General features: G+C 72.9%; 18 protein-coding genes. 7 read left to right on the plus strand and 11 right to left on the minus strand.

The genetic code is table 11. The features are described from left to right. The first annotated feature begins 70 nt into the window (after nucleotides 1-70). A complete protein-coding gene (locus ACFYW9_RS25070; protein WP_351874412.1) occupies nucleotides 71-1,123 on the plus strand; it encodes an aminotransferase class V-fold PLP-dependent enzyme in 1,053 nt (350 codons plus the stop codon). 71 nt (nucleotides 1,124-1,194) lie between these two features. Here ACFYW9_RS25070 and thpD read toward each other — a convergent pair whose 3' ends face one another. From thpD to ACFYW9_RS25095, 5 genes are all read right to left on the minus strand, one after another. Beyond that, nucleotides 1,195-2,082, minus strand: coding sequence for an ectoine hydroxylase (gene thpD, locus ACFYW9_RS25075; RefSeq protein ID WP_389154435.1), 888 nt, complete (start codon nucleotides 2,080-2,082; stop codon nucleotides 1,195-1,197). Between the two features lie 7 nt (nucleotides 2,083-2,089). Further along, nucleotides 2,090-2,494 carry an ectoine synthase gene (locus tag ACFYW9_RS25080; RefSeq protein WP_351872443.1) on the minus strand — a complete coding sequence of 135 codons (405 nt, stop codon included), beginning with the start codon at nucleotides 2,492-2,494 and terminating at the stop codon, nucleotides 2,090-2,092. A gap of 66 nt (nucleotides 2,495-2,560) precedes the next feature. Then, complete coding sequence (gene ectB, locus ACFYW9_RS25085; RefSeq protein ID WP_351872445.1) at nucleotides 2,561-3,832, minus strand: diaminobutyrate--2-oxoglutarate transaminase; 1,272 nt, start codon at nucleotides 3,830-3,832, stop codon at nucleotides 2,561-2,563. A 47-nt stretch (nucleotides 3,833-3,879) separates the two neighbouring features. Further along, nucleotides 3,880-4,431: a diaminobutyrate acetyltransferase gene (ectA, locus tag ACFYW9_RS25090; RefSeq protein ID WP_389154440.1), complete on the minus strand. Its 552-nt coding sequence runs from the start codon at nucleotides 4,429-4,431 to the stop codon at nucleotides 3,880-3,882. A 419-nt stretch (nucleotides 4,432-4,850) separates the two neighbouring features. Then, nucleotides 4,851-5,951: an aminotransferase class V-fold PLP-dependent enzyme gene (locus ACFYW9_RS25095; protein ID WP_351872583.1), complete on the minus strand. Its 1,101-nt coding sequence runs from the start codon at nucleotides 5,949-5,951 to the stop codon at nucleotides 4,851-4,853. A 176-nt stretch (nucleotides 5,952-6,127) separates the two neighbouring features. On the opposite strand from ACFYW9_RS25095, the gene ACFYW9_RS25100 reads away from it, so the two are divergent. From ACFYW9_RS25100 to ACFYW9_RS25120, 5 genes are all read left to right on the plus strand, one after another. Further along, nucleotides 6,128-6,979: a transporter substrate-binding domain-containing protein gene (locus ACFYW9_RS25100; RefSeq protein WP_351872448.1), complete on the plus strand. Its 852-nt coding sequence runs from the start codon at nucleotides 6,128-6,130 to the stop codon at nucleotides 6,977-6,979. Then, the gene (locus ACFYW9_RS25105) at nucleotides 6,976-7,809 is read left to right on the plus strand and encodes an amino acid ABC transporter permease (RefSeq protein WP_351872450.1); all 834 of its coding nucleotides are present in this window, start codon (nucleotides 6,976-6,978) and stop codon (nucleotides 7,807-7,809) included. Before ACFYW9_RS25100 ends, ACFYW9_RS25105 begins: the two co-directional genes overlap by 4 nt. Then, the gene (locus tag ACFYW9_RS25110; protein ID WP_389154445.1) at nucleotides 7,806-8,594 is read left to right on the plus strand and encodes an amino acid ABC transporter ATP-binding protein; all 789 of its coding nucleotides are present in this window, start codon (nucleotides 7,806-7,808) and stop codon (nucleotides 8,592-8,594) included. Before ACFYW9_RS25105 ends, ACFYW9_RS25110 begins: the two co-directional genes overlap by 4 nt. A gap of 96 nt (nucleotides 8,595-8,690) precedes the next feature. Then, complete coding sequence (locus tag ACFYW9_RS25115; protein ID WP_389154449.1) at nucleotides 8,691-9,782, plus strand: amidohydrolase family protein; 1,092 nt, start codon at nucleotides 8,691-8,693, stop codon at nucleotides 9,780-9,782. A 277-nt stretch (nucleotides 9,783-10,059) separates the two neighbouring features. Then, on the plus strand, nucleotides 10,060-10,983 hold the full coding sequence (locus ACFYW9_RS25120) for an SCO1860 family LAETG-anchored protein (RefSeq protein WP_389154452.1): 924 nt from the start codon (nucleotides 10,060-10,062) through the stop codon (nucleotides 10,981-10,983). Between the two features lie 248 nt (nucleotides 10,984-11,231). Here ACFYW9_RS25120 and cobC read toward each other — a convergent pair whose 3' ends face one another. The 6 genes from cobC to cobM form a co-directional block, all read right to left on the minus strand. Further along, on the minus strand, nucleotides 11,232-12,416 hold the full coding sequence (gene cobC, locus ACFYW9_RS25125) for an Rv2231c family pyridoxal phosphate-dependent protein CobC (RefSeq protein WP_389154455.1): 1,185 nt from the start codon (nucleotides 12,414-12,416) through the stop codon (nucleotides 11,232-11,234). Continuing rightward, complete coding sequence (locus ACFYW9_RS25130; RefSeq protein WP_389154458.1) at nucleotides 12,406-13,341, minus strand: sirohydrochlorin chelatase; 936 nt, start codon at nucleotides 13,339-13,341, stop codon at nucleotides 12,406-12,408. Before ACFYW9_RS25130 ends, cobC begins: the two co-directional genes overlap by 11 nt. Next, entirely contained in the window at nucleotides 13,338-13,577 is a 240-nt protein-coding gene (locus ACFYW9_RS25135) for a hypothetical protein (protein WP_389154461.1), read from the minus strand. The genes ACFYW9_RS25130 and ACFYW9_RS25135 overlap by 4 nt, the downstream gene beginning before the upstream one ends. Further along, nucleotides 13,574-15,280: a precorrin-3B C(17)-methyltransferase gene (gene cobJ / locus ACFYW9_RS25140; RefSeq protein ID WP_389154464.1), complete on the minus strand. Its 1,707-nt coding sequence runs from the start codon at nucleotides 15,278-15,280 to the stop codon at nucleotides 13,574-13,576. The genes ACFYW9_RS25135 and cobJ overlap by 4 nt, the downstream gene beginning before the upstream one ends. Further along, complete coding sequence (cbiE, locus tag ACFYW9_RS25145; RefSeq protein ID WP_389154653.1) at nucleotides 15,277-16,545, minus strand: precorrin-6y C5,15-methyltransferase (decarboxylating) subunit CbiE; 1,269 nt, start codon at nucleotides 16,543-16,545, stop codon at nucleotides 15,277-15,279. Before cbiE ends, cobJ begins: the two co-directional genes overlap by 4 nt. A gap of 77 nt (nucleotides 16,546-16,622) precedes the next feature. Then, a complete protein-coding gene (gene cobM, locus ACFYW9_RS25150; protein WP_328453888.1) occupies nucleotides 16,623-17,468 on the minus strand; it encodes a precorrin-4 C(11)-methyltransferase in 846 nt (281 codons plus the stop codon). A 109-nt stretch (nucleotides 17,469-17,577) separates the two neighbouring features. Here cobM and ACFYW9_RS25155 point away from each other — a divergent pair, with 109 nt between their 5' ends. Further along, entirely contained in the window at nucleotides 17,578-18,306 is a 729-nt protein-coding gene (locus ACFYW9_RS25155; protein WP_328668366.1) for a ZIP family metal transporter, read from the plus strand. Nucleotides 18,307-18,321 lie beyond the last annotated feature (15 nt).

Below are 18,321 nucleotides of genomic sequence, written 5' to 3' on the forward strand. Positions count from 1 at the left end.
AGCGCCGCTTGGGGAAACCACGTAAAAGTCCGCAATGGACTTGGGCATCGTCCGGGCCCACAGTGGTTTCATGGAGACCTTCGAGACCCTCGTCCGTGCCGAGTTCGCCCCGAAGAACACGTTTCTGAACACCGCGAGCACCGGCCTGCTCCCCGCCCGTACCGTCGCGGCCCTGCACGAGGCGGTGGCCCTGCGGGCCGCGGGCAGGCCGATCGACTCCCTCTTCGAGGACGTCGAGCTGGCCCGCGCCTCCTTCGCCCGGCTGGCCGGTGTCCCGGCCGCCCGGGTCGCGGCCGGCCCGTCCGTCGCGGCCCAGACCGCGCTGGTCGCCTCCGGGCTGGCCCCGGGGTCCGAAGTCCTCACCGCCGAGGACGACTTCACCTCCGTGCTGAACCCGTTCCACGTCCGCGGTGACCTCAAGGTGCGCGCCGTACCGCTGGAGCGGCTCGCCGAGTCCGTACGGCCCGGCACGGCGCTCGTCGCGGTCAGCGCCGCCCAGTCCGCCGACGGCCGGATCGCCGACCTGCCCGCGCTGCGCGAGGCGGCCCGCGCCCACGGAGCACGCACCTACGTCGACTTCTCCCAGGCGGCGGGCTGGCTGCCGATCGACGCGGACGGCTACGACTTCACCGTGTGCACCACCTTCAAGTGGCTGCTGGGACCGCACGGCGCGGCCTTCCTCGTGGTGCCCGAGGACTTCGGCGGGCTCATCCCGCTGTACGCGGGCTGGGTCGCCGCGGAGCGGCCCTGGGACTCCTGTTACGGCCCGGTGCAGGAACTCGCCCACTCCGCCCGCCGGTTCGACGTCAGCCCCGCCCTGTTCACCCATGCCGGGGTGCGCCACTCCCTCGCCCTGATCGAGGAACTCGGCGTGGACGCCGTGCACGAGCACGACCTGGCCCTCGCCGGACGGTTCCGCGCGGGGCTGGCCGCGCTGGACCACGAGGCGCTGCCCGCGCCCGGCTCCGCCATTGTCTCCGTGCCCGGAATGGGCCACCGGCAGGGCGAGTTGAGCCGGGCCGGCATCGAGGTGTCCAACCGCTCCGGCAATCTGCGGGCGTCGTTCCACCTCTACAACACGCCCGCCGACGTCGACCGCCTCCTGGACGTGCTGTCCGGCTGACACGACGGACGGCCCCGGGGAGCACGTGCTCCCCGGGGCCGCCGGTCTCCCGCTCACACCCGCCGGAGGGGTCACCGCACCGGCGTGAAGTCCCGCGCCCCGATGAACTCCGGCCTGCGCACCGGTGCCGCGAACGGCTCCACCGCGGCGTTGTCCACGCTGTTGAACACGATGAAGACGTTGCTGCGCGGGAACGGGGTGATGTTGTCCCCCGAGCCGTGCATGCAGTTGCAGTCGAACCAGGTCGCCGAACCGGCCCTGCCCGTGAAGAGCTTGATGCCGTGCCGGCTCGCGAGGCCGGTGAGCGCCTCGTCGGAGGGAGTTCCGGCGTCCTGCATCTGGAGCGACTTCTTGTAGTTGTCCTTCGGTGTGGCCCCCGCGCACCCGAGGAACGTCCGGTGCGACCCCGGCATGATCATGAGGCCGCCGTTGGTGTCGTGGTTCTCGGTCAGCGCGATCGAGACGGACACGGTCCGCATGTTCGGCAGACCGTCCTCGGCGTGCCAGGTCTCGAAGTCCGAGTGCCAGTAGAAGCCACTGGCCCCGAAGCCCGGCTTGACGTTGATCCGCGACTGGTGGACGTACACGTCCGAGCCGAGGATCTGCCGTGCCCGGCCGACGACGCGTTCGTCGCGCACGAGACGGGCGAAGACCTCGCTGATCCGGTGCACCTCGAAGACGGACCGGATCTCCTGCGTTCTCGGCTCGACGATCGAGCGCTCGTCGGCCCGGACCGCCGGGTCGGCGACGAGCCGCTCCAGCTCCCGGTGGTAGACGGCGACCTCGTCCTCGCCGATGAGCCGCTCGACGGAGAGGAAGCCGTCGCGCTCGTAGGAGTGGAGGTCGGGGACCGAGATCGGGCCGGGTTCGTCCGGCGCGCCCCAGAGGACCGGGTCCTGGCGGGGCACGGCCACTTCGGTGGCGGCGCGGCTGGGGTACGGATCGGTGAGGGTGGTCATCGGTGTGTCACACCTCCTCGGGTTCGGTGAGCAGGGGGTAGACGCCGTTCTCGTCGTGGTCCTCCCGTCCGGTGACGGGCGGGTTGAAGACGCAGACGCACCGGAAGTCGGTCTTCGGGCGCAGGGTGTGGCGCTCGTGGCCGTTCAGCAGGTACATCGTCCCCGGCGCGATCCAGTGCTTCTCGCCGGTCTCGTGATCGGTGAGTTCGGCCTCGCCCTCGATACACAGCACGGCCTCGATGTGGTTCGCGTACCACATCGACGTCTCCGTGCCCGCGTACAGGATCGTCTCGTGCAGGGAGAAGCCGACCTTCTCCTTGGCGAGGACGATGCGCTTGCTCTCCCACGTGCCGGTCGCCGCTTTCACGTGCCGGTCGGTGCCTTCGACATCCTTGAACGAACGGACTATCACGCTGGTGCGATACCTCTCTCGTGCTGGTCGTGCTGGTCGTGCTTCTTGCGGGGTGCGGCCGTCCGGTCAGGCGGTCTCGCGGACGGCGCGTTCGAGGGTGCGCAGGCCCTCGTCGAGTTCGTCGGGCGTGATGGTGAGGGCGGGCAGCAGTTTCACGACCTCGCTCTCCGGTCCCGACGTCTCGATGAGCAGCCCGAGTTCGAAGGCGCGCCGGGCGACGCGTGCGGCGCGGGCCTTGTCCTTGAACTCGAGGCCCCAGACGAGCCCGCGGCCCCGGTACTCCTTGACGTCGGCGAGGTTCTCCTCGGTGACGGAGATCAGGGCCCGTTCGATCTGCTCGCCGCGGGCGCGGGTCTGCTTCTCCATGGCGGACCCGTCGGCCCAGTAGGCCTCCAGGGCGGCGGCGGCCGTGACGAACGCCGGGTTGTTGCCGCGGAAGGTGCCGTTGTGCTCGCCCGGCTCCCAGATGTCCAGCTCGGGCTTGAACAGGCACAGCGACATCGGCAGCCCGTACCCGCTGATGGACTTGGACACGGTCACGATGTCGGGCACGATGCCCGCCTCCTCGAAGGAGAAGAACGCTCCGGTCCGCCCGCAGCCCATCTGGATGTCGTCGACGATCAGCAGCATGTCGCGGCGCCGGCACAGGTCGGCGAGGGCGCGCAGCCATTCGGGCCGGGCGACGTTGATGCCGCCCTCGCCCTGCACGGTCTCGACGATCACCGCGGCGGGCTGGTTGAGCCCGGATCCCTGGTCCTCCAGGAGCCGTTCGAACCACAGGAAGTCCGGGACCTGCCCGTCGAAGTAGTTGTCGAACGGCATCGGGGTGCCGTGCACCAGCGGGACGCCGGCGCCCGCCCGCTTGAAGGCGTTGCCGGTCACGGCGAGCGAGCCGAGCGACATCCCGTGGAAGGCGTTGGTGAACGACACGATCGCCTCGCGCCCCTTCACCTTCCGCGCGAGCTTCAGCGCCGACTCGACCGCGTTGGTGCCGGTCGGGCCGGGGAACATCACCTTGTACGGCAGGTCGCGCGGCCGCAGCACCAGGTTCTGGAAGGCCTCCAGGAAGCCGCGTTTGGCGGTTGTCGACATGTCGAGCCCGTGGGTGACGCCGTCGCGCTCCAGGTAGTCGATCAGGGCCCGTTTGAGCACGGGGTTGTTGTGCCCGTAGTTCAGCGACCCGGCGCCGGCGAAGAAGTCGAGGTACTCGTGCCCGTCCTCGTCGTACATGCGGCTGCCCCGGGCCCGGTCGAAGACGGTGGGCCAGTTGCGGCAGTAGCTGCGCACCTCCGACTCCAGGGTCTCGAAAACACTCAGGTCCGGCTGGGTGATGGTCAAGGCGATTCGCTCCTCGAAGTGGGGGGGGAGGGGAGGAAGGAGGCGGTTCAGACGGAGAACGGGCCGATGCGGTACAGCACTTCGGGGTCGTGCGGCCCGTCGGGGAACTGGCCCGTTCCGAACAGCACCTCGCGCTCGACGGCCGCGCCACGACGCCTCGCGTACGACGTGAACAGGCGCTCGGAGGCGGTGTTGCCCGGCGTGATGGTGGTCTCGAGGACGGACAGCCCGCGTTCGGCGGCCACCCGCGCGGTCAGCCCGTCGAGCAGCCGCGCGGCCAGCCCGTGGCCGCGGTGCGCCGCGTCGACGGCCACCTGCCACACGAGGAGGGTCTCGGGGCGCTCGGGGCGCATGTACGCGGTGACGAAACCGACGGGACGCCCCTCGGCGTCGCGCGCCACCGCCGAGGTGCCGGCGAAGTCACGGCACCACAGCAGGTAGCTGTAGGAGGAGTTCAGGTCGAGGGTCCGGGAGTCCTTGGCGATACGCCAGAGGGCGGCCCCGTCGGCCACCTCCGGACGGTCGATCCGAAGGCCCTCCGGCATTTCCAGGAATTCCGCTGACAGGTCTGCTTGGGCGTCTGCTTGGGCGACGGTCATGCGGGTTGAATTTACCGACGGAAAGTTCAGATTGCATCGTCGGGCGGGGTTACGCGCGACGCGTCCATGTGTTATCACGCGCCCGTGAAAGATCACCGAAGAGAGTGCCTTTATGGGTGGCTTCGCCCGGAAAATTCAACAGGAAACGGACGCGTTGTGGAGTGCGTCACAGGAATGAAATGTGCAGCAGACCTCCCCGAATCGCACCTGCTCGTGTTCGCGAAATCTTTGCGTTTAGGCACGGAGGGAGCGGGCAGGAGAATGCGGGAAGCCGCACCGAAGAAATTCGAGTCCGAATTGACAGCAGGATAAACGGGGGAGTGGATTTGGAATTCCCGCGCCATGGTGGGTGCGACACGCGCGCGTTCCCGTCCGGTGACCCGGCGGAGGCGCGGACGCCCCCGCCGGTCTCCTCCGGATCAGCCCCAGGCCAGTGCCACGGCCCGGCGCGCTCCCTCCAGGTCCACCGGGAAACCGGACTCGGCCAGCGCCGCGCCGAGCCCCGCGAGACCTGCGTGGACGGCACCCCGGGTGGCGGCGGGGCCGTAGTGGTTCACGCGGATCATCGACCGCGCGAGAGCGCCGCCGCCCGCGGCGAGCGGCAGCGCGGGATCCGCGGCCAGTGCCTTCGCGACCACCGCGGACGCGTCGACGTCCTCGGGCACGCGCAGGGTGGTGGCGACGGGCGCCGCGTCACGGGCGGCGTCCACGTACGGGGCCAGGCCGCCGCCGAGGGCCACCGCTCCCGCCCGGGTGGCCGCGGCGGCCGAGGCGTGACGGGCCGTCACCGCGTCGAGGCCCTCGCTCTCGATCCGCTCGACACAGGCCTCGAGCGCCAGCATCTCCAGCTGGGCCGGCGCGTGCAGCAACGCCGTGCGGCCGCCGTCGACCCACCGCTCCTTCCAGTCCAGCAGGGAGAGGTAGGAACGGCGCGGCGCGGCGGGGTTCGCGGCCATCCGCGCCCACGCCCGCTCGCTCACCGACACCGCCGACACCCCGGCGGGACCGCCCATCGCCTTCTGCGCCCCGATCACGCACAGGTCCACGCCCCAGGCGTCCGGCAGCACCGGCTCGGCGCCGATCGACGCGACGGCGTCCAGATAGAAGAGGGCGCCGTGCTCGCGTACGACCTCGCCGATCTCCGCCACCGGGTTGGTGTTCCCGGTGGCGGCCTCGGCGTGCACGAGCGACACGAAGTCGATCGACGGGTGCTCGGCGAAGGCCTCGCGGATCTGTCCGGCGGTGACCGCGGTGTGGAACGGCACGGCCAGATCGATCACGGTGGCCCCGCAGTCCCGCAGCCAGTCGCCGAACGTCTGGCCGTAGGGGCCGGTGATGACGTTCAGCGCGGTGGTGCCCGGACCGGCCGTGCCCCGGATGGCTCCTTCCAGGGGGAGCAGCGCCTCGCCCTGCATGATCACGACGTCCTGCGCGGTGCCGAGCAGCCGGGCCACACGGTCCTCGATCGACGCGAAGCGGGCGGCGCTCAGCGGCGCCAGGTCAAGGAAGGGGTGGGTCACGGCGGTGCTCTCTTCGCTCACGATGGGGTCGACGACCAGAGCGTAACCGGCGGCCCCCCGCGTACCCGGACCGGCGAATTCTGAGGCCAGACGGCCCAGTGGCCATCGGATTGATTTGAGTGACCCAAACCTTTCCTTATAATCGGAACCCTCTGTTCCCCCCACTGGAGGTCCCCGTGTACTCCGTCCCCGGACGCCGGACCCGTGTTCTGGCCGCCACCACCGCCACGGCCGGGCTGCTGCTCGTGGCCGGCTGCTCCTCGGACAGCGGAGGCGGCAAGACCACGACCGCGAGCGGGGTCCCGCTGGTCAAGAGCGGTCAGCTCACCACCTGCACCCACCTGCCGTACCCGCCCTTCCAGTCGGAGATCGACGGCAAGGTGCAGGGCTTCGACGTGTCGCTGATCGACCTCGTCGCCGCCGACCTGGGCGTGAAGCAGGCCATCGTCGACACGCCCTTCGAGAACTTCAAGACGGGCGCGTTCCTCAACTCCGACCAGTGCGACCTGGCCGCCGCCGGTATGACGATCACCGAGGAGCGCAAGAAGAACGTCGACTTCTCCGACCCGTACTTCGACGCCACCCAGGCCGTCCTGGTCGGCAAGGACAGCGGGATCACCTCCCTCGCCGACGTCAAGGCCAAGGGCAAGAAGCTCGGTGCCCAGGCGCAGACCACCGGCGAGGACTACGCGAAGCAGCAGGGCTTCGACCCGGTCTCCTTCGAGTCCTCCGACGCCGTCCTCAGCGGGCTGCGCAGCGGTCAGGTGCAGGCCGTCATCATCGACTACCCGGTCGTCCAGGGCTGGCTCAAGGACAAGGCCAACGCCGACGCCTTCGAGGTCGCCGACAACATCAACACCGGTGAGCAGTACGGCTTCACGGTGAAGAAGGGCAACACCAAGCTCGTCGCCGCCATCAACAAGGCGCTGGCGGACGCGAAGGCCGACGGCACGTACAAGAAGCTCTACGAGAAGTGGATCGGCCCGTACGACGCGGCCGCGGCCTCCGCCTCCCCGTCCGCCTCATGAGTGATGCCGGCGCACCCGTCCAGCCCCGTAGGTCCGGCCTGAGCCGGAGCCGGAAGCGCTCGCTCTCGCGCGGCGCGCAGTACGTCGTCTTCGCCGCCGTCGTGATCGCCTTCGCGGTCACGGCGGACTGGGGCCGTCTGCAGAACCAGTTCTTCCAGTGGGACCTGGTCAAGCAGATGTTCCCGGAAGTCATCACGCTGGCGCTGAAGAACACCGTCCTCTACACGACCTTCGGCTTCGTCGTCGGTCTCGTGCTGGGCGTCGTCATCGCCCTGATGCGCCTGTCCTCGGTGGGCCCCTACCGCTGGTTCGCCGGAATCTACATCGAGGTCTTCCGCGGGCTGCCCGCCCTGGTGATCTTCATTTTCGTGGGCGTCGCGGTGCCGCTCGCGTTCCCGGGCACGGAGATCCCGGGCGGAACGTACGGCAAGGTCGCCATCGCGCTCGGTCTGGTGGGGGCCGCGTACATGGCCGAGACGTTCCGCGCGGGCATCCAGGCCGTACCCAAGGGGCAGATGGAGGCGGCCCGTTCGCTGGGCTTCTCGCACGCGCGGGCCATGGTCTCGATCATCGTCCCGCAGGCGTTCCGGATCATCCTCCCGCCGCTCACCAACGAACTCGTGACCCTTTTCAAGGACTCCTCGCTGGTGCTGTTCCTCGGTGTCACCCTGGAGGAGCGCGAACTGTCCAAGTACGGCCGCGACCTGGCCAGCACGACCGCCAACTCCACGCCGATCCTGGTCGCGGGCCTGTGCTACCTGCTCGTCACGATCCCGCTCGGCTTCGTCGTACGGCGTCTCGAAGCGAAGTCGGGGGAGGTGTCCAAGTGAGCACACCCGAGATCCAGGTGAAGGACCTGCACAAGTCCTTCGGCGACAACGAGGTCCTGCGCGGCATCGACCTGGAGGTCGCCCGGGGCGAGGTCGTCTGCGTCATCGGCCCGTCCGGCTCCGGCAAGTCGACCCTGCTGCGCTGTGTGAACCTCCTGGAGGAACCCACCAAGGGTCAGGTGTTCGTGGGCGGTACGGAGGTCACGGACCCCGACGTCGACATCGACGCCGTACGCCGCCGTATCGGCATGGTCTTCCAGCAGTTCAACCTCTTCCCCCATCTGTCGGTGACCGGGAACCTCACGCTGCCGCAGCGCCGGGTGCTCGGCCGGGACAAGGCGGAGGCGGCCCGGACCGCCGCCGAGAACCTCGCCCGGGTGGGTCTCGCGGAGAAGGCGGACGCCTATCCGGCCTCGCTCTCCGGCGGCCAGCAGCAGCGCGTCGCGATCGCCCGCGCGCTCGCCATGGGACCCGACGTGATGCTCTTCGACGAGCCGACCTCGGCGCTCGACCCCGAGCTCGTCGGCGACGTCCTCGCCGTCATGCGGATGCTCGCCGACGAGGGCATGACGATGATGGTCGTCACCCACGAGATGACCTTCGCGCGCGAGGTCGCCGACCGGGTCGTCTTCATGGACGGCGGCGTGATCGTCGAGGACGGTGTCCCGGCGCAGGTCATCGGCGATCCGGCCCACGAGCGGACGCGGCACTTCCTGTCCCGGCTGCTCGACCCGGCGATGGCGGACGTCGAGGAGGAGAGACCGGACACGGCGGACCCGGAGTAGGGCCGGCCGGGCGGGACCGGACGGGACCAGGCGGGTACCGGCCGGGAGCGGACCGGGGGAGCGGGGAGGTCGGGCCGCCTCACTAAGGTGCGTGACATGAGCGATCACCCGGTACTGCACGTGAAGGGGCGGGTCCTCGTCGGGCCCGACGACGTCCGCGACGAGCTGTGGGTCGTCGGCGGCCGGATCTCGTACGAGCGCCCCGGCGGCGCCCGTGACGTCCGCGTCGTCGAGGGCTGGGCGCTGCCCGGCCTGGTCGACGCGCACTGCCACGTCGGGCTCGACGCCCACGGGCCGGTCCCCGCGGACGTCTCCGAGAAGCAGGCGCTGACCGACCGCGACGCCGGCACCCTCCTGATCCGGGACGCCGGCTCGCCCTCCGACACCCGCTGGATCGACGGCCGCGACGACCTCCCGAAGATCATCCGCGCGGGCCGGCACATCGCCCGCACCCGCCGCTACATCCGCAACTACGCCCACGAGATCGAGCCCGAGGACCTCGTCGCGTACGTCGCCCAGGAGGCCCGGCGCGGCGACGGCTGGGTCAAGCTCGTCGGGGACTGGATCGACCGCGGCACCGGCGACCTGAGCGCCTGCTGGCCCCGCGAGGCCGTCGAGGCGGCGATCGCCGAGGCGCACCGGCTCGGCGCCCGGGTCACCGCGCACTGCTTCGCCGAGGATTCGCTCCGCGACCTGGTCGAGGCGGGCATCGACTGCGTCGAGCACGCCACCGGCCTCACCGAGGACACCGTCCCGCTCTTCGCCGAGCGCGGTGTCGCCATCGTCCCGACCCTCGTGAACATCGCCACCTTCCCGCGGCTCGCGGACGGCGGCGAGGCCAGGTACCCCCAGTGGTCCGCGCACATGCGACGCCTCCACGAGCGCCGCTACGACACCGTGCGGGCCGCGTACGACGCCGGAATCCCCGTCTACGTGGGCACCGACGCGGGCGGCTCCCTCGCGCACGGCCTCGTCGCCGCCGAGGTCGCCGAGCTCGTCACCGCCGGCATCCCGCCCGTCGAGGCGCTCTCGGCCACCGCCTGGGGTGCCCGGAGCTGGCTCGGGCGGCCCGGTCTCGACGAGGGGGCGCCGGCGGACCTCGTGGTCTACGAAGGGGACCCGCGCGACGACGTACGGGTCCTGGCGGATCCGCGGCGGGTGGTCCTGAACGGGCGGATCGTCGGCTGAGGCGGGCGTGGTTGACGGAGCGTGACGGCCGGGGCGGCGTGCTCGTTGAACACCCTCGGGCGCTCGGGCACGCCGCCCCGGCACCCGCCGCGACGTCAACCAGCGCGTTCGTCCTCGTACGGTGAGCGAGTGACAGGGGGGAACAACCGTGCCCAGGGATTCGAAGACGTGCGCGGGGAACCCACGATGGAGTGAACTCACGTCAGGTGCCTGACTGTTCACTCTCAGTGCGTAATTCTTTCCGGGTCCCAGGCTTTCTCCTAGGGGGGTCCCACCCTTGAACAGCATCAACCACCGCATGCCCGCACGCCGTCTCGCGGTCACCGCGGCCGCCACCGTCCTCGCCGCGGGTCCCGCCGGGCTGGCCGGCGCGGGCTCCGCGCACGCGAGTGACCACCACGGCCGCGCGAGCGCCGTCGTGCTCCGCACCGGACTCGACGTGTCCCTCCTCAGCAAGACAGTGAACGTCCCGCTCGAGGTCTCCCTGAACGAGGTGCGGGCACCGCGGAGCGCCGAGAAGACCGCGCTCACCGCGGAGTTGGACGGCGTCGACCACGGACGTCCGTTCAGCGTGCTGCGCGCGGACGTCGCCACCGCCGAGGCCACCGTCTCCGCGGAGAAGGCCGAGGGCTCCACCCGCCTCGCGCACGCCGCCGTCCATGTCCCCGGGCTGCCGCTGCTGTCGCTCATCGAGGTCCAGGACGTGACCTCGAAGGCGACCTGCGAGGCCGGGAAGAAGCCCGTCGCCACCGCCAACCTGCTGGGATCGGTCAAGGTTCTCGGCAAGAAGGTCACCCTGACGACGGGCGGCCCGACGCACGTGAAGGTGCCGGGGGTCGGTGAGGTGCGGCTCGACCTCTCCAGGACCGGGACCACCTCGCGGACGGCCGCCGCGTCGGCGCTCGAACTGAACGTGTCCGTCAACCCGTTGAAGCTGAACGTGGCCGAGGTCGAGGGCACGGTGACCCTGGCGAAGGCCACCTGCGAGTCACCGGACGCGCCTGCTCGGGAGGCCGCGCCGGCCAGTCCCCCGGCGTCCGCCGAGCCGGCGGCCGAGCCGAGCCCGCAGGGCGCCCGCGAGGAGGGCGGACTCGCCGAGACCGGCGGCAGTTCGATGACGCCGTACCTGGCCGGTGGCGCGGTGGCCCTGCTCGCCGCGGGCAGTGGAGCGGTCGCCGTCTCCCGTCGCCGCCGTAGCTGACGGCCGCTGTGCCCCGGTGCCGCCGGGGCCGGCGGTCGGCTCGCCCCTGGTGCGGCCCGGGGGCGAAGGCCGCCGTACCGGGTGTGCCGCGGTCGGCGGGCGCCACGGCCCGGGGTGAGGGTCGCCCTGCCCCCGGCACCGATGGGACCCACGGCGGCCCCGCCCCGGCGAGCGCCTGAACCCTTGCTCCCCGGGTGCCGGAGCGGCCGAACGGGCGCGGCACGTCCGGGGCCCGGGGAACGGGCCGGTCAGGCCGTGGAGGGGGTCCGCGGCGGCTCCGGACGGGGGCCGGGCGGGGGCGGCCCGTGCGGCGGGGGCTGCCGGGGCGGAACGATCCCCGTTCCGCCCCCGCCGCCGCCCCCGCAGACGGTCATCGCCCGGTCCAGGGCCTGAAGGAACCGGTTGACCGTCGCCCGGTCCCGCACCGCGATGCGCAGCCACTCGTCCCCGAGCCCGGGGAACGTGTCCCCGCGCCGTACCGCGAACCCGAGACCGCGAAGAACCCGGCGCACCCCGGCGGCCCGCGGCAGCCGGACCAGGACGAAGGAGCCCTCCGCCGGCTCCACCACCCGCAGCCCGTCGGTGCAGGCGAACTCCCGCAGCCCCGCGACCAGATGGTCCCGGTCCTTGGCGATCCGCCGTGCCGCGTGCGCCGCCTCCGCGAGCGCCTGCGAGGACACGCACGCCTCCGCGGCCGCGAGCGCGGGCGTGGAGACCGGCCACAGCGGCTGGGCGCGCTCCAGCCGGGCGATCGTGTCGGGACCGGCGAGTACGTAGCCGATCCGCAGCCCCGCCAGGCCCCACGTCTTCGTGAGACTGCGCAGCACGACGAGACCGGGGACGTCGGTCCGCCCGGCCAGGGTCTCGCGTTCGCCCGGCACCGCGTCCATGAACGCCTCGTCGACCACCAGCACCCGCCCGGGACGGGCCAGTCCGGCGACGGTCCCGGCCGGGTGCAGCACCGAGGTCGGATTGGTCGGATTGCCGATCACGACGAGATCGGCGTCCTCGGGGACGGCGGCCGCATCGAGCCGGAAGCCGTCCTCCTCCCGCAGCAGGACCCGGCCCACCGTGTGGCCGGCGTCCCGCAGGGCGGCCTCGGGCTCCGTGAACTGCGGATGCACCACGACCGGCCGGCGCACCCCCAGGGCGCGCGCGAGCAGCACGAAGGCCTCGGCCGCGCCCGCCGTGAGCAGCACCCGCTCCACCGGCAGCCCGTGCCGCGCCGCCACCGCCGCCCGCGCGGCCCGCCCGTCGGGGTAGGCCGCGAGGGACGGCAGCGACGCGGCGATCCGGTCAAGCAGCCACGCGGGCGGGGTGTCGGCCCGGACGTTCACGGCCAGATCGGTCAGCCCGGAACCGTCGTCGCGCACCTCGGCGTCCCCGTGGTGCCGCAGGTCGTGCCCGCCCTCGGCGGCCTCTTCAGTGGGCATGGGAATGCGCGTGTCCCCCGTGATGGTGGTGCCCGTGTCCGTCGTGGTGCCCGTCGTCGTCCGGGTGGAAGTGGGGCTGCTGGGGGAGCCCCACCTTGTCCTCGAAGCCGGGCAGCGCGATCCGGTACACGCACGAGTCGCAGTTCATCCGCAGGTCGCCCGCGACGGCCTCCCGGTAGCGCTCCATGACCAGGTCGAGGAGCTCGGGCTCGGGACCGATGACGTCGGCGGAACCCACCTCGACCCGGGGGTGAGCGGCGGCCCAGTCCTCCGTCTGCCGCCGTACCCGGTCCGGGAGGATGCCGGTGAACAGGAAGTAGGGCAGGACCACGATCCTGCGCGCGCCCAGCTTCACGCAGCGGTCGAGGCCGGAGGGCACGTCCGGCGCCGCCAGGGACACGAACGCCGTCTCGACACCCGCGTACCCGCGGCCCTCCCACAGCAGCCTGGCGGCCTTGTGCACCTCGGCGTTGGCGTCCGGGTCGGTGGAGCCGCGGCCCACGAGCAGCACGGTCACACCGGCCCGCTCCTCGGGGGTCGCCGCGGTGTCACCGAGGGCCTCGTCCAGCCGTCGCTCCAGCACGGCGAGCAGCGACGGATGCGGGCCCAGCGGACGACCGTACGCGTACGAGATCCCGGGGTGCCGCTCCTTCTCACGGGCCAGCGCCGCGGGGATGTCGCCCTTGGCGTGCCCGGCCGACACCAGCATCAGCGGCACGGCGGCGAAACGCCGTACGCCCTGTCCGACGAGTTCGCCGACGGCTTCGCCGAGCGGTGGCGGCGACAGCTCGATGAACCCGCCGGCGACGGGCAGTTCGGGATGGCGGCGGCCCAGTTCCCGTACGAAGGAACGGAAGGCCTCGGCTCCGGCCTCGTCGCGGGTGCCGTGTCCGGCGACGAGCAGCGCGGGGGGCGGGGTGGTCACGATGTCTCCTCGGCGGCAGAGTCGGCCGCGGCGGTTGTCGGGGCCTGGTGGGCCTCAGCGGTTGTCGAGGCCCGGTCGGTCCGAGCCGTCTTCTGGAGGGCCGGGTCGGCCCGAGCGGTCTTCCTCGTGGCCGGGTCGGCCCGCGGAACGGAGGGGTGCGGCGGGACGCCGACGGGCTCCCGCCCGGCGCCGGGCGCGGCCCGGAGTCCGGGCAGGGACTGGTTCACTCGGCTCACTCGGCCTCCTTCTGCCAGCGGTAGCCACGCGGTGTCACCATGCGCCCGGCGATCTCGCGGGTCGCGGTGTTGCCGACCGTCACCACGGTCATCATGTCCACGATTCCCGGATCCAGGGACCCCAGCGTCGTGACCCGGCTCGACTCGTCCGGGCGGGAGGCGTTGCGCACCACACCCACCGGCGTCGCCGCCGCCCGGTGCTCCGCGAGGATCGCGAGCGCCTGGGGAAGCTGCCAGTCCCGGCCCCGGCTGCGCGGGTTGTAGAAGGTCACGACGATGTCGGCCTCGGCCGCCGCGCGCACCCGGCGCTCGATGACCTCCCACGGCGTGTGCAGGTCGGACAGGCTGATCGACACATGGTCGTGGCCGAGCGGCGCGCCGAGGATCGCCCCGGCCGCGAGCGCCGCCGTCACCCCGGGCACCCCGACGACGTCGATGTCGTCGGACGCCTCGGCCAGCGCGGGCGACGCCATCGCGTACACGCCCGCGTCGCCGCTGCCGATCAGCGCGACGGCCTGTCCGCGGCGCGCCTCGGCCACCGCCGTGCGCGCCCGCTCCTCCTCGGCGCCGAGCCCCGACTCCAGGACCAGGGTGCCGGGCCGCAGCAGGTCGCGGATCTGGTCGACGTACTGGTCGAGCCCGACGAGCACCGCGGCCCGCCGCAGCTCCGCCGTCGCCCGCGGGGTGAGCAGATCGCGGGCCCCGGGGCCGAGGCCGACGACCGCGAGCCGCCCGCGCGCCGGGCGGCGCACCACCGCGCAGGTCGCCATCGCGGGCTGCCCGTCCGCCCGTACCGACTTCCGCTTGGGCACGAGGAGTTCACCCCCGCCCAGCAGCGCGGCGGCCTCCGCCACGGACGGGGTTCCCACCGCGGCGAGGGGCGCGTCGGAGGGGTTCGGGACCGTCACCGCCGCCAGCTCCTCGGCGGTGTACGTGAGGAGCGGGACCTCGAGCCGTTCGGCGGCCCCGACGATGCCGGGCTCCTCGGACTTGGCGTCCACGGTGGCGAGTCCGGCCACCGACCGCACGGACAGGCCGGCCTCGCGCAGGGCGTCCTCGACGAGCCCGAGGACCTCCTCCACGGGCGCGCCCCGGGAGGCGCCGACGCCGACGATAAGGGACGGCGGACGCAGGACGACCTCGCCCGCGGCCGTCTCCCGGACCCGGTCGCTCACCCGGACGACCGCGGCTCCCGGCGCCGCCGGACTGCCCACGTTCGGCGGCAGCGCGGGCAGCGGCCAGGGCGACTCCCGCTCCAGCACCACCGGTTCGCCGTCCAGCATGGCCCGCGAGACCCCGGCGAGATCCCCTTCCACCGGGAGGCCGAGGGTGTCGAGACCGGGCACGCCCACGGCGTCGGTCGCCGTCGTCACCACCGGCTCGGCGCCGAGCAACTCGCCCACCTCACGCGCGAGTTCGTTCGCCCCGCCCGCGTGGCCGCCGACCAGCGACACGGCGAACCGTCCCGCCTCGTCGACGCACACCACCCCGGGGTCCGACCCCTTGTCCGAGAGCAGCGGCGCGACGAGCCGTACGACCGCGCCCGTGGCGAGGAAGCACACCACCTGGTCGCACTCCGCGAAGGCCCGCCGCACGGCGTCCGCCACGGGCCCGTCGTACACCCGGGTACGCGTGGACCATGCCGCGGCGAGCCGGTCACGGGCCGCCGCGCCCGCCGCCGTGGCGGAAATCAGGCCGATCACTGGGAGACTCCTTCGGTACGGGCCGGAGGCCGGACGCCCCACAGCACGAAGACGGGATTGGCCGCCGCGAGCCGGGAGACCCCGCCCGGCAGCGGGGCCAGCCGCGAGGACTGCAACAGCACGCCGTCGCAGCTGAATCCGGCGGCGGTGAGCGCGTCCCGGGCGGCCGGCACCCGGTCGAGCGAGGCCATCGCGATCACGACGGCCCGCCGGGCCCGGCGCGCGCACACCGCGACGATCTCGGGCAGTTCACGCCCGCCGCCGCCGATGAAGACCGCGTCCGGATCGTGGGAACCGTCCAGGCCGGACAGCACGCCGGGCGCGGCCCCCTGCACGACCCGCACGTCCACACCGTGCGCCGCCGCGTTGGCACGGACCCGGTCGCAGCCGTCCGGGGTCTTCTCGACCGCGGTCACCGCGGCGCCGAACCGCGCGCACTCCACGGCGACGGACCCCGAGCCCGCGCCGATGTCCCAGACCAGGTCGCCGAGCCGCGGCCCGATCCTGGCCAGCGCCAGCGCCCGCACCTCGAACTTGCTGATCATCGAGTCGCGGTGGGCGAACTCGCTCTCGTCCAGGGCCCATCGGCCGGGACCGGCCGCCGGACCGGCGACGGTCCGCACGGGAGCCAGGGACCGCGACGCGTCCAGGCACAGCACGACACTGACCGCCGGACCCCAGTCGCGGGCGGCGGCCTCGGCGGGCGTGACCCGCTCGACGCGCTCGTGCTCCGGGTCGCCGAGGGCGCTCGCCACCACCAGGACGCGCTCCGCGCCCGCGTCGGCGAGGGCGGCGCCCAGCTCGGCCGGCCCGGACCCGGGAGCGGTCAGCACGGCCACCTTGGGCCGCGACCGGCAGACCTGGACGGCCGTCCGCGGATCACGCCCGTGCGCGCTGACCACCACCGCGTCGTCCCAGGGCAGCCCGAGCCGGGCGAACGCGGTCGCCACCGAGGAGACACCGGGGCGGACGTCGAGACGCCCGGTCCCGAACCGCTCCGCGAGCGCCCGCACGATCCCGAAGAACCCGGGGTCGCCCGACGCGAGCACCACGACCGGGCCCCCGCGCGCCCCGTCGTCCGAGTACCGCTCGATGCGGTCCAGGGCCGGTGCCAGCGGCCCGAGCACCACCTGCTCCGCCCGCGCCGGCAGCCGGGCCGCCGCCAGATGCCGCCGGGCACCCACGACCAGCCCGGCCCCGGCGAGCAGAGCCCCGGCGTCCGGGGGCAGCGGTGCCCCCGTGCCCGTACCGACGACGGTGATCACGCCGGAGCGGTCCACCGGACCGGCGGACCCTCCCGCCGCGCCGGCCGGCCGCCCCGCCGCGCCCGTGACGTCCACGCTCATGACGCGGGGCCCTGCGCACCGCCCGCACCACCGCGGCGCGCGGCGCGCAGCTCGGCCCGCGCCTGCGGGTCGGCCTTGCGGAAGCCGTGGAAGTGACCGGGGTGGTAGAGGTGCGAGCGGGTGCCGCTCGCGTCGAGGGCCGGGCCGACCAGGAAGAGGGTGTGCTTCCAGAGCTTGTGCTCCTTGACGGTCTCCTCCAGCGTGCCGATCGTGCACTTCACGATCAGTTCCTCCGGCCAGGTCGCCTGGTAGGCGACCACGACCGGTGTCGTCGTCGGATAGCCGCCCTCCAGCAGCTCGCGCACGAGCTGTCCGCTGCGCGCGGCGGACAGGAACAGCGCCATCGTCGTGCCGTGCTTCGCGAACTCCCGTACGTCCTCCCCGGGCGGCATCGGCGTCTTGCCGCCGCCGAGCCGGGTGAGGATCACGGACTGGGCGACCTCGGGGATCGTCAGCTCGCGCTGCGCGATCGCGGCCACCGCGGAGAAGGACGAGACACCCGGAACGATCTCGGTCCCGATGCCGAGCTCGGCGCACCGGTCGACCTGCTCCTGCGTACCGCCCCACAGGGCCGGGTCGCCGGAGTGGATCCGCGCCACCCGCAGGCCCTCGGCGCGGGCCCGCTCGTAGACGGCGACGACGTCCTCCAGCGACATCGTCGCCGAGTCGAGGATCTCGGCGTCCTCGCGCGCGTGGCCGAGGACCTCGGCCTGCACCAGGCTGGCCGCCCAGATCACGATGTCGGCCTCGGCGATGGCGCGCGCGGCGCGGAACGTCAGCAGGTCGGCGGCGCCGGGGCCGGCACCGACGAAGGTCACTTTGCCGGTGGGGGCATCGGCCATGGGAATCGGTCCTCTCCTACGAAAAATCAGGGGTGCTGCGAAGGCTTCTGCGGGCGCGGGGCCGTCGCCCCGGGTGCGCGAAGGGGGGTGCATCGGATAGCAAGGGCCTATGGCGGTCCTCGTCGCGCTCGGCGCGTTCCTGATGACGCTGGTCGGCGGCTGGACGGCGCAGCGGGTGACCGACCGCCGCCATCTGGTGCTCGGCCTGGCCGGCGGCCTGATGCTCGGGGTGGTCGGCCTCGACCTGCTGCCGGAGGCGCTGGCCGCGGCGGGCACCGAGGTGTTCGGCGTACCGGCGGCGCTGCTCCTGTTCGTGGGCGGCTTCCTGCTGGCCCATCTGGTCGAACGTCTCCTCGCCCACCGCCAGGCCGCGCACGGCGGCGAGGAGCACGGCGGACGCGCGCCCGAGGTGGGCCTCACGGCGGCCGGTGCCATGGTCGGCCACAGCGCGATGGACGGCGTCGCGATCGGCGCCGCCTTCCAGGTCGGCGGGGGCATGGGACTCGCGGTGTCCCTCGCGGTGATCGCCCACGACTTCGCGGACGGCTTCAACACGTACACGATCGCGAGCCTGTACGGGAACGCCCGGCGCAAGGCCCTGCTCATGCTGTACGCGGACGCGGCGGCCCCCATGATCGGCGCCGCCTCGACGCTCTTCTTCACCATCCCCGAGCCGCTGCTCGGCGGCTACCTCGGACTCTTCGGCGGCGTACTCCTCTACCTCGCCGCCGCCGAGATCCTCCCGGAGGCACACCACGAGCACCCCGCCCGTTCGACCCTGCTGTGCACGGTGGCGGGCGTGGCCTTCATCTGGCTGGTGGTGGGCCTCGCGGGCTGAGCCCGCGCGGTCCGC

The sequence above is a fragment of the Streptomyces sp. NPDC002698 genome (assembly GCF_042888945.1).
Lineage (GTDB): Bacteria > Actinomycetota > Actinomycetes > Streptomycetales > Streptomycetaceae > Streptomyces.

Bases quoted from the DNA above. Each gene is read 5' to 3' on its own strand.
- ACFYW9_RS25070 (WP_351874412.1), top strand. From the start codon at position 71: ATGGAGACCTTCGAGACCCTCGTCCGTGCCGAGTTCGCCCCGAAGAAC.
- thpD (WP_389154435.1), bottom strand. From the start codon at position 2,082: ATGACCACCCTCACCGATCCGTACCCCAGCCGCGCCGCCACCGAAGTG.
- ectA (WP_389154440.1), bottom strand. From the start codon at position 4,431: ATGACCGTCGCCCAAGCAGACGCCCAAGCAGACCTGTCAGCGGAATTC.
- ACFYW9_RS25105 (WP_351872450.1), top strand. From the start codon at position 6,976: ATGAGTGATGCCGGCGCACCCGTCCAGCCCCGTAGGTCCGGCCTGAGC.
- ACFYW9_RS25115 (WP_389154449.1), top strand. From the start codon at position 8,691: ATGAGCGATCACCCGGTACTGCACGTGAAGGGGCGGGTCCTCGTCGGG.
- cobC (WP_389154455.1), bottom strand. From the start codon at position 12,416: ATGCCCACTGAAGAGGCCGCCGAGGGCGGGCACGACCTGCGGCACCAC.
- cobM (WP_328453888.1), bottom strand. From the start codon at position 17,468: ATGGCCGATGCCCCCACCGGCAAAGTGACCTTCGTCGGTGCCGGCCCC.
- ACFYW9_RS25155 (WP_328668366.1), top strand. From the start codon at position 17,578: ATGGCGGTCCTCGTCGCGCTCGGCGCGTTCCTGATGACGCTGGTCGGC.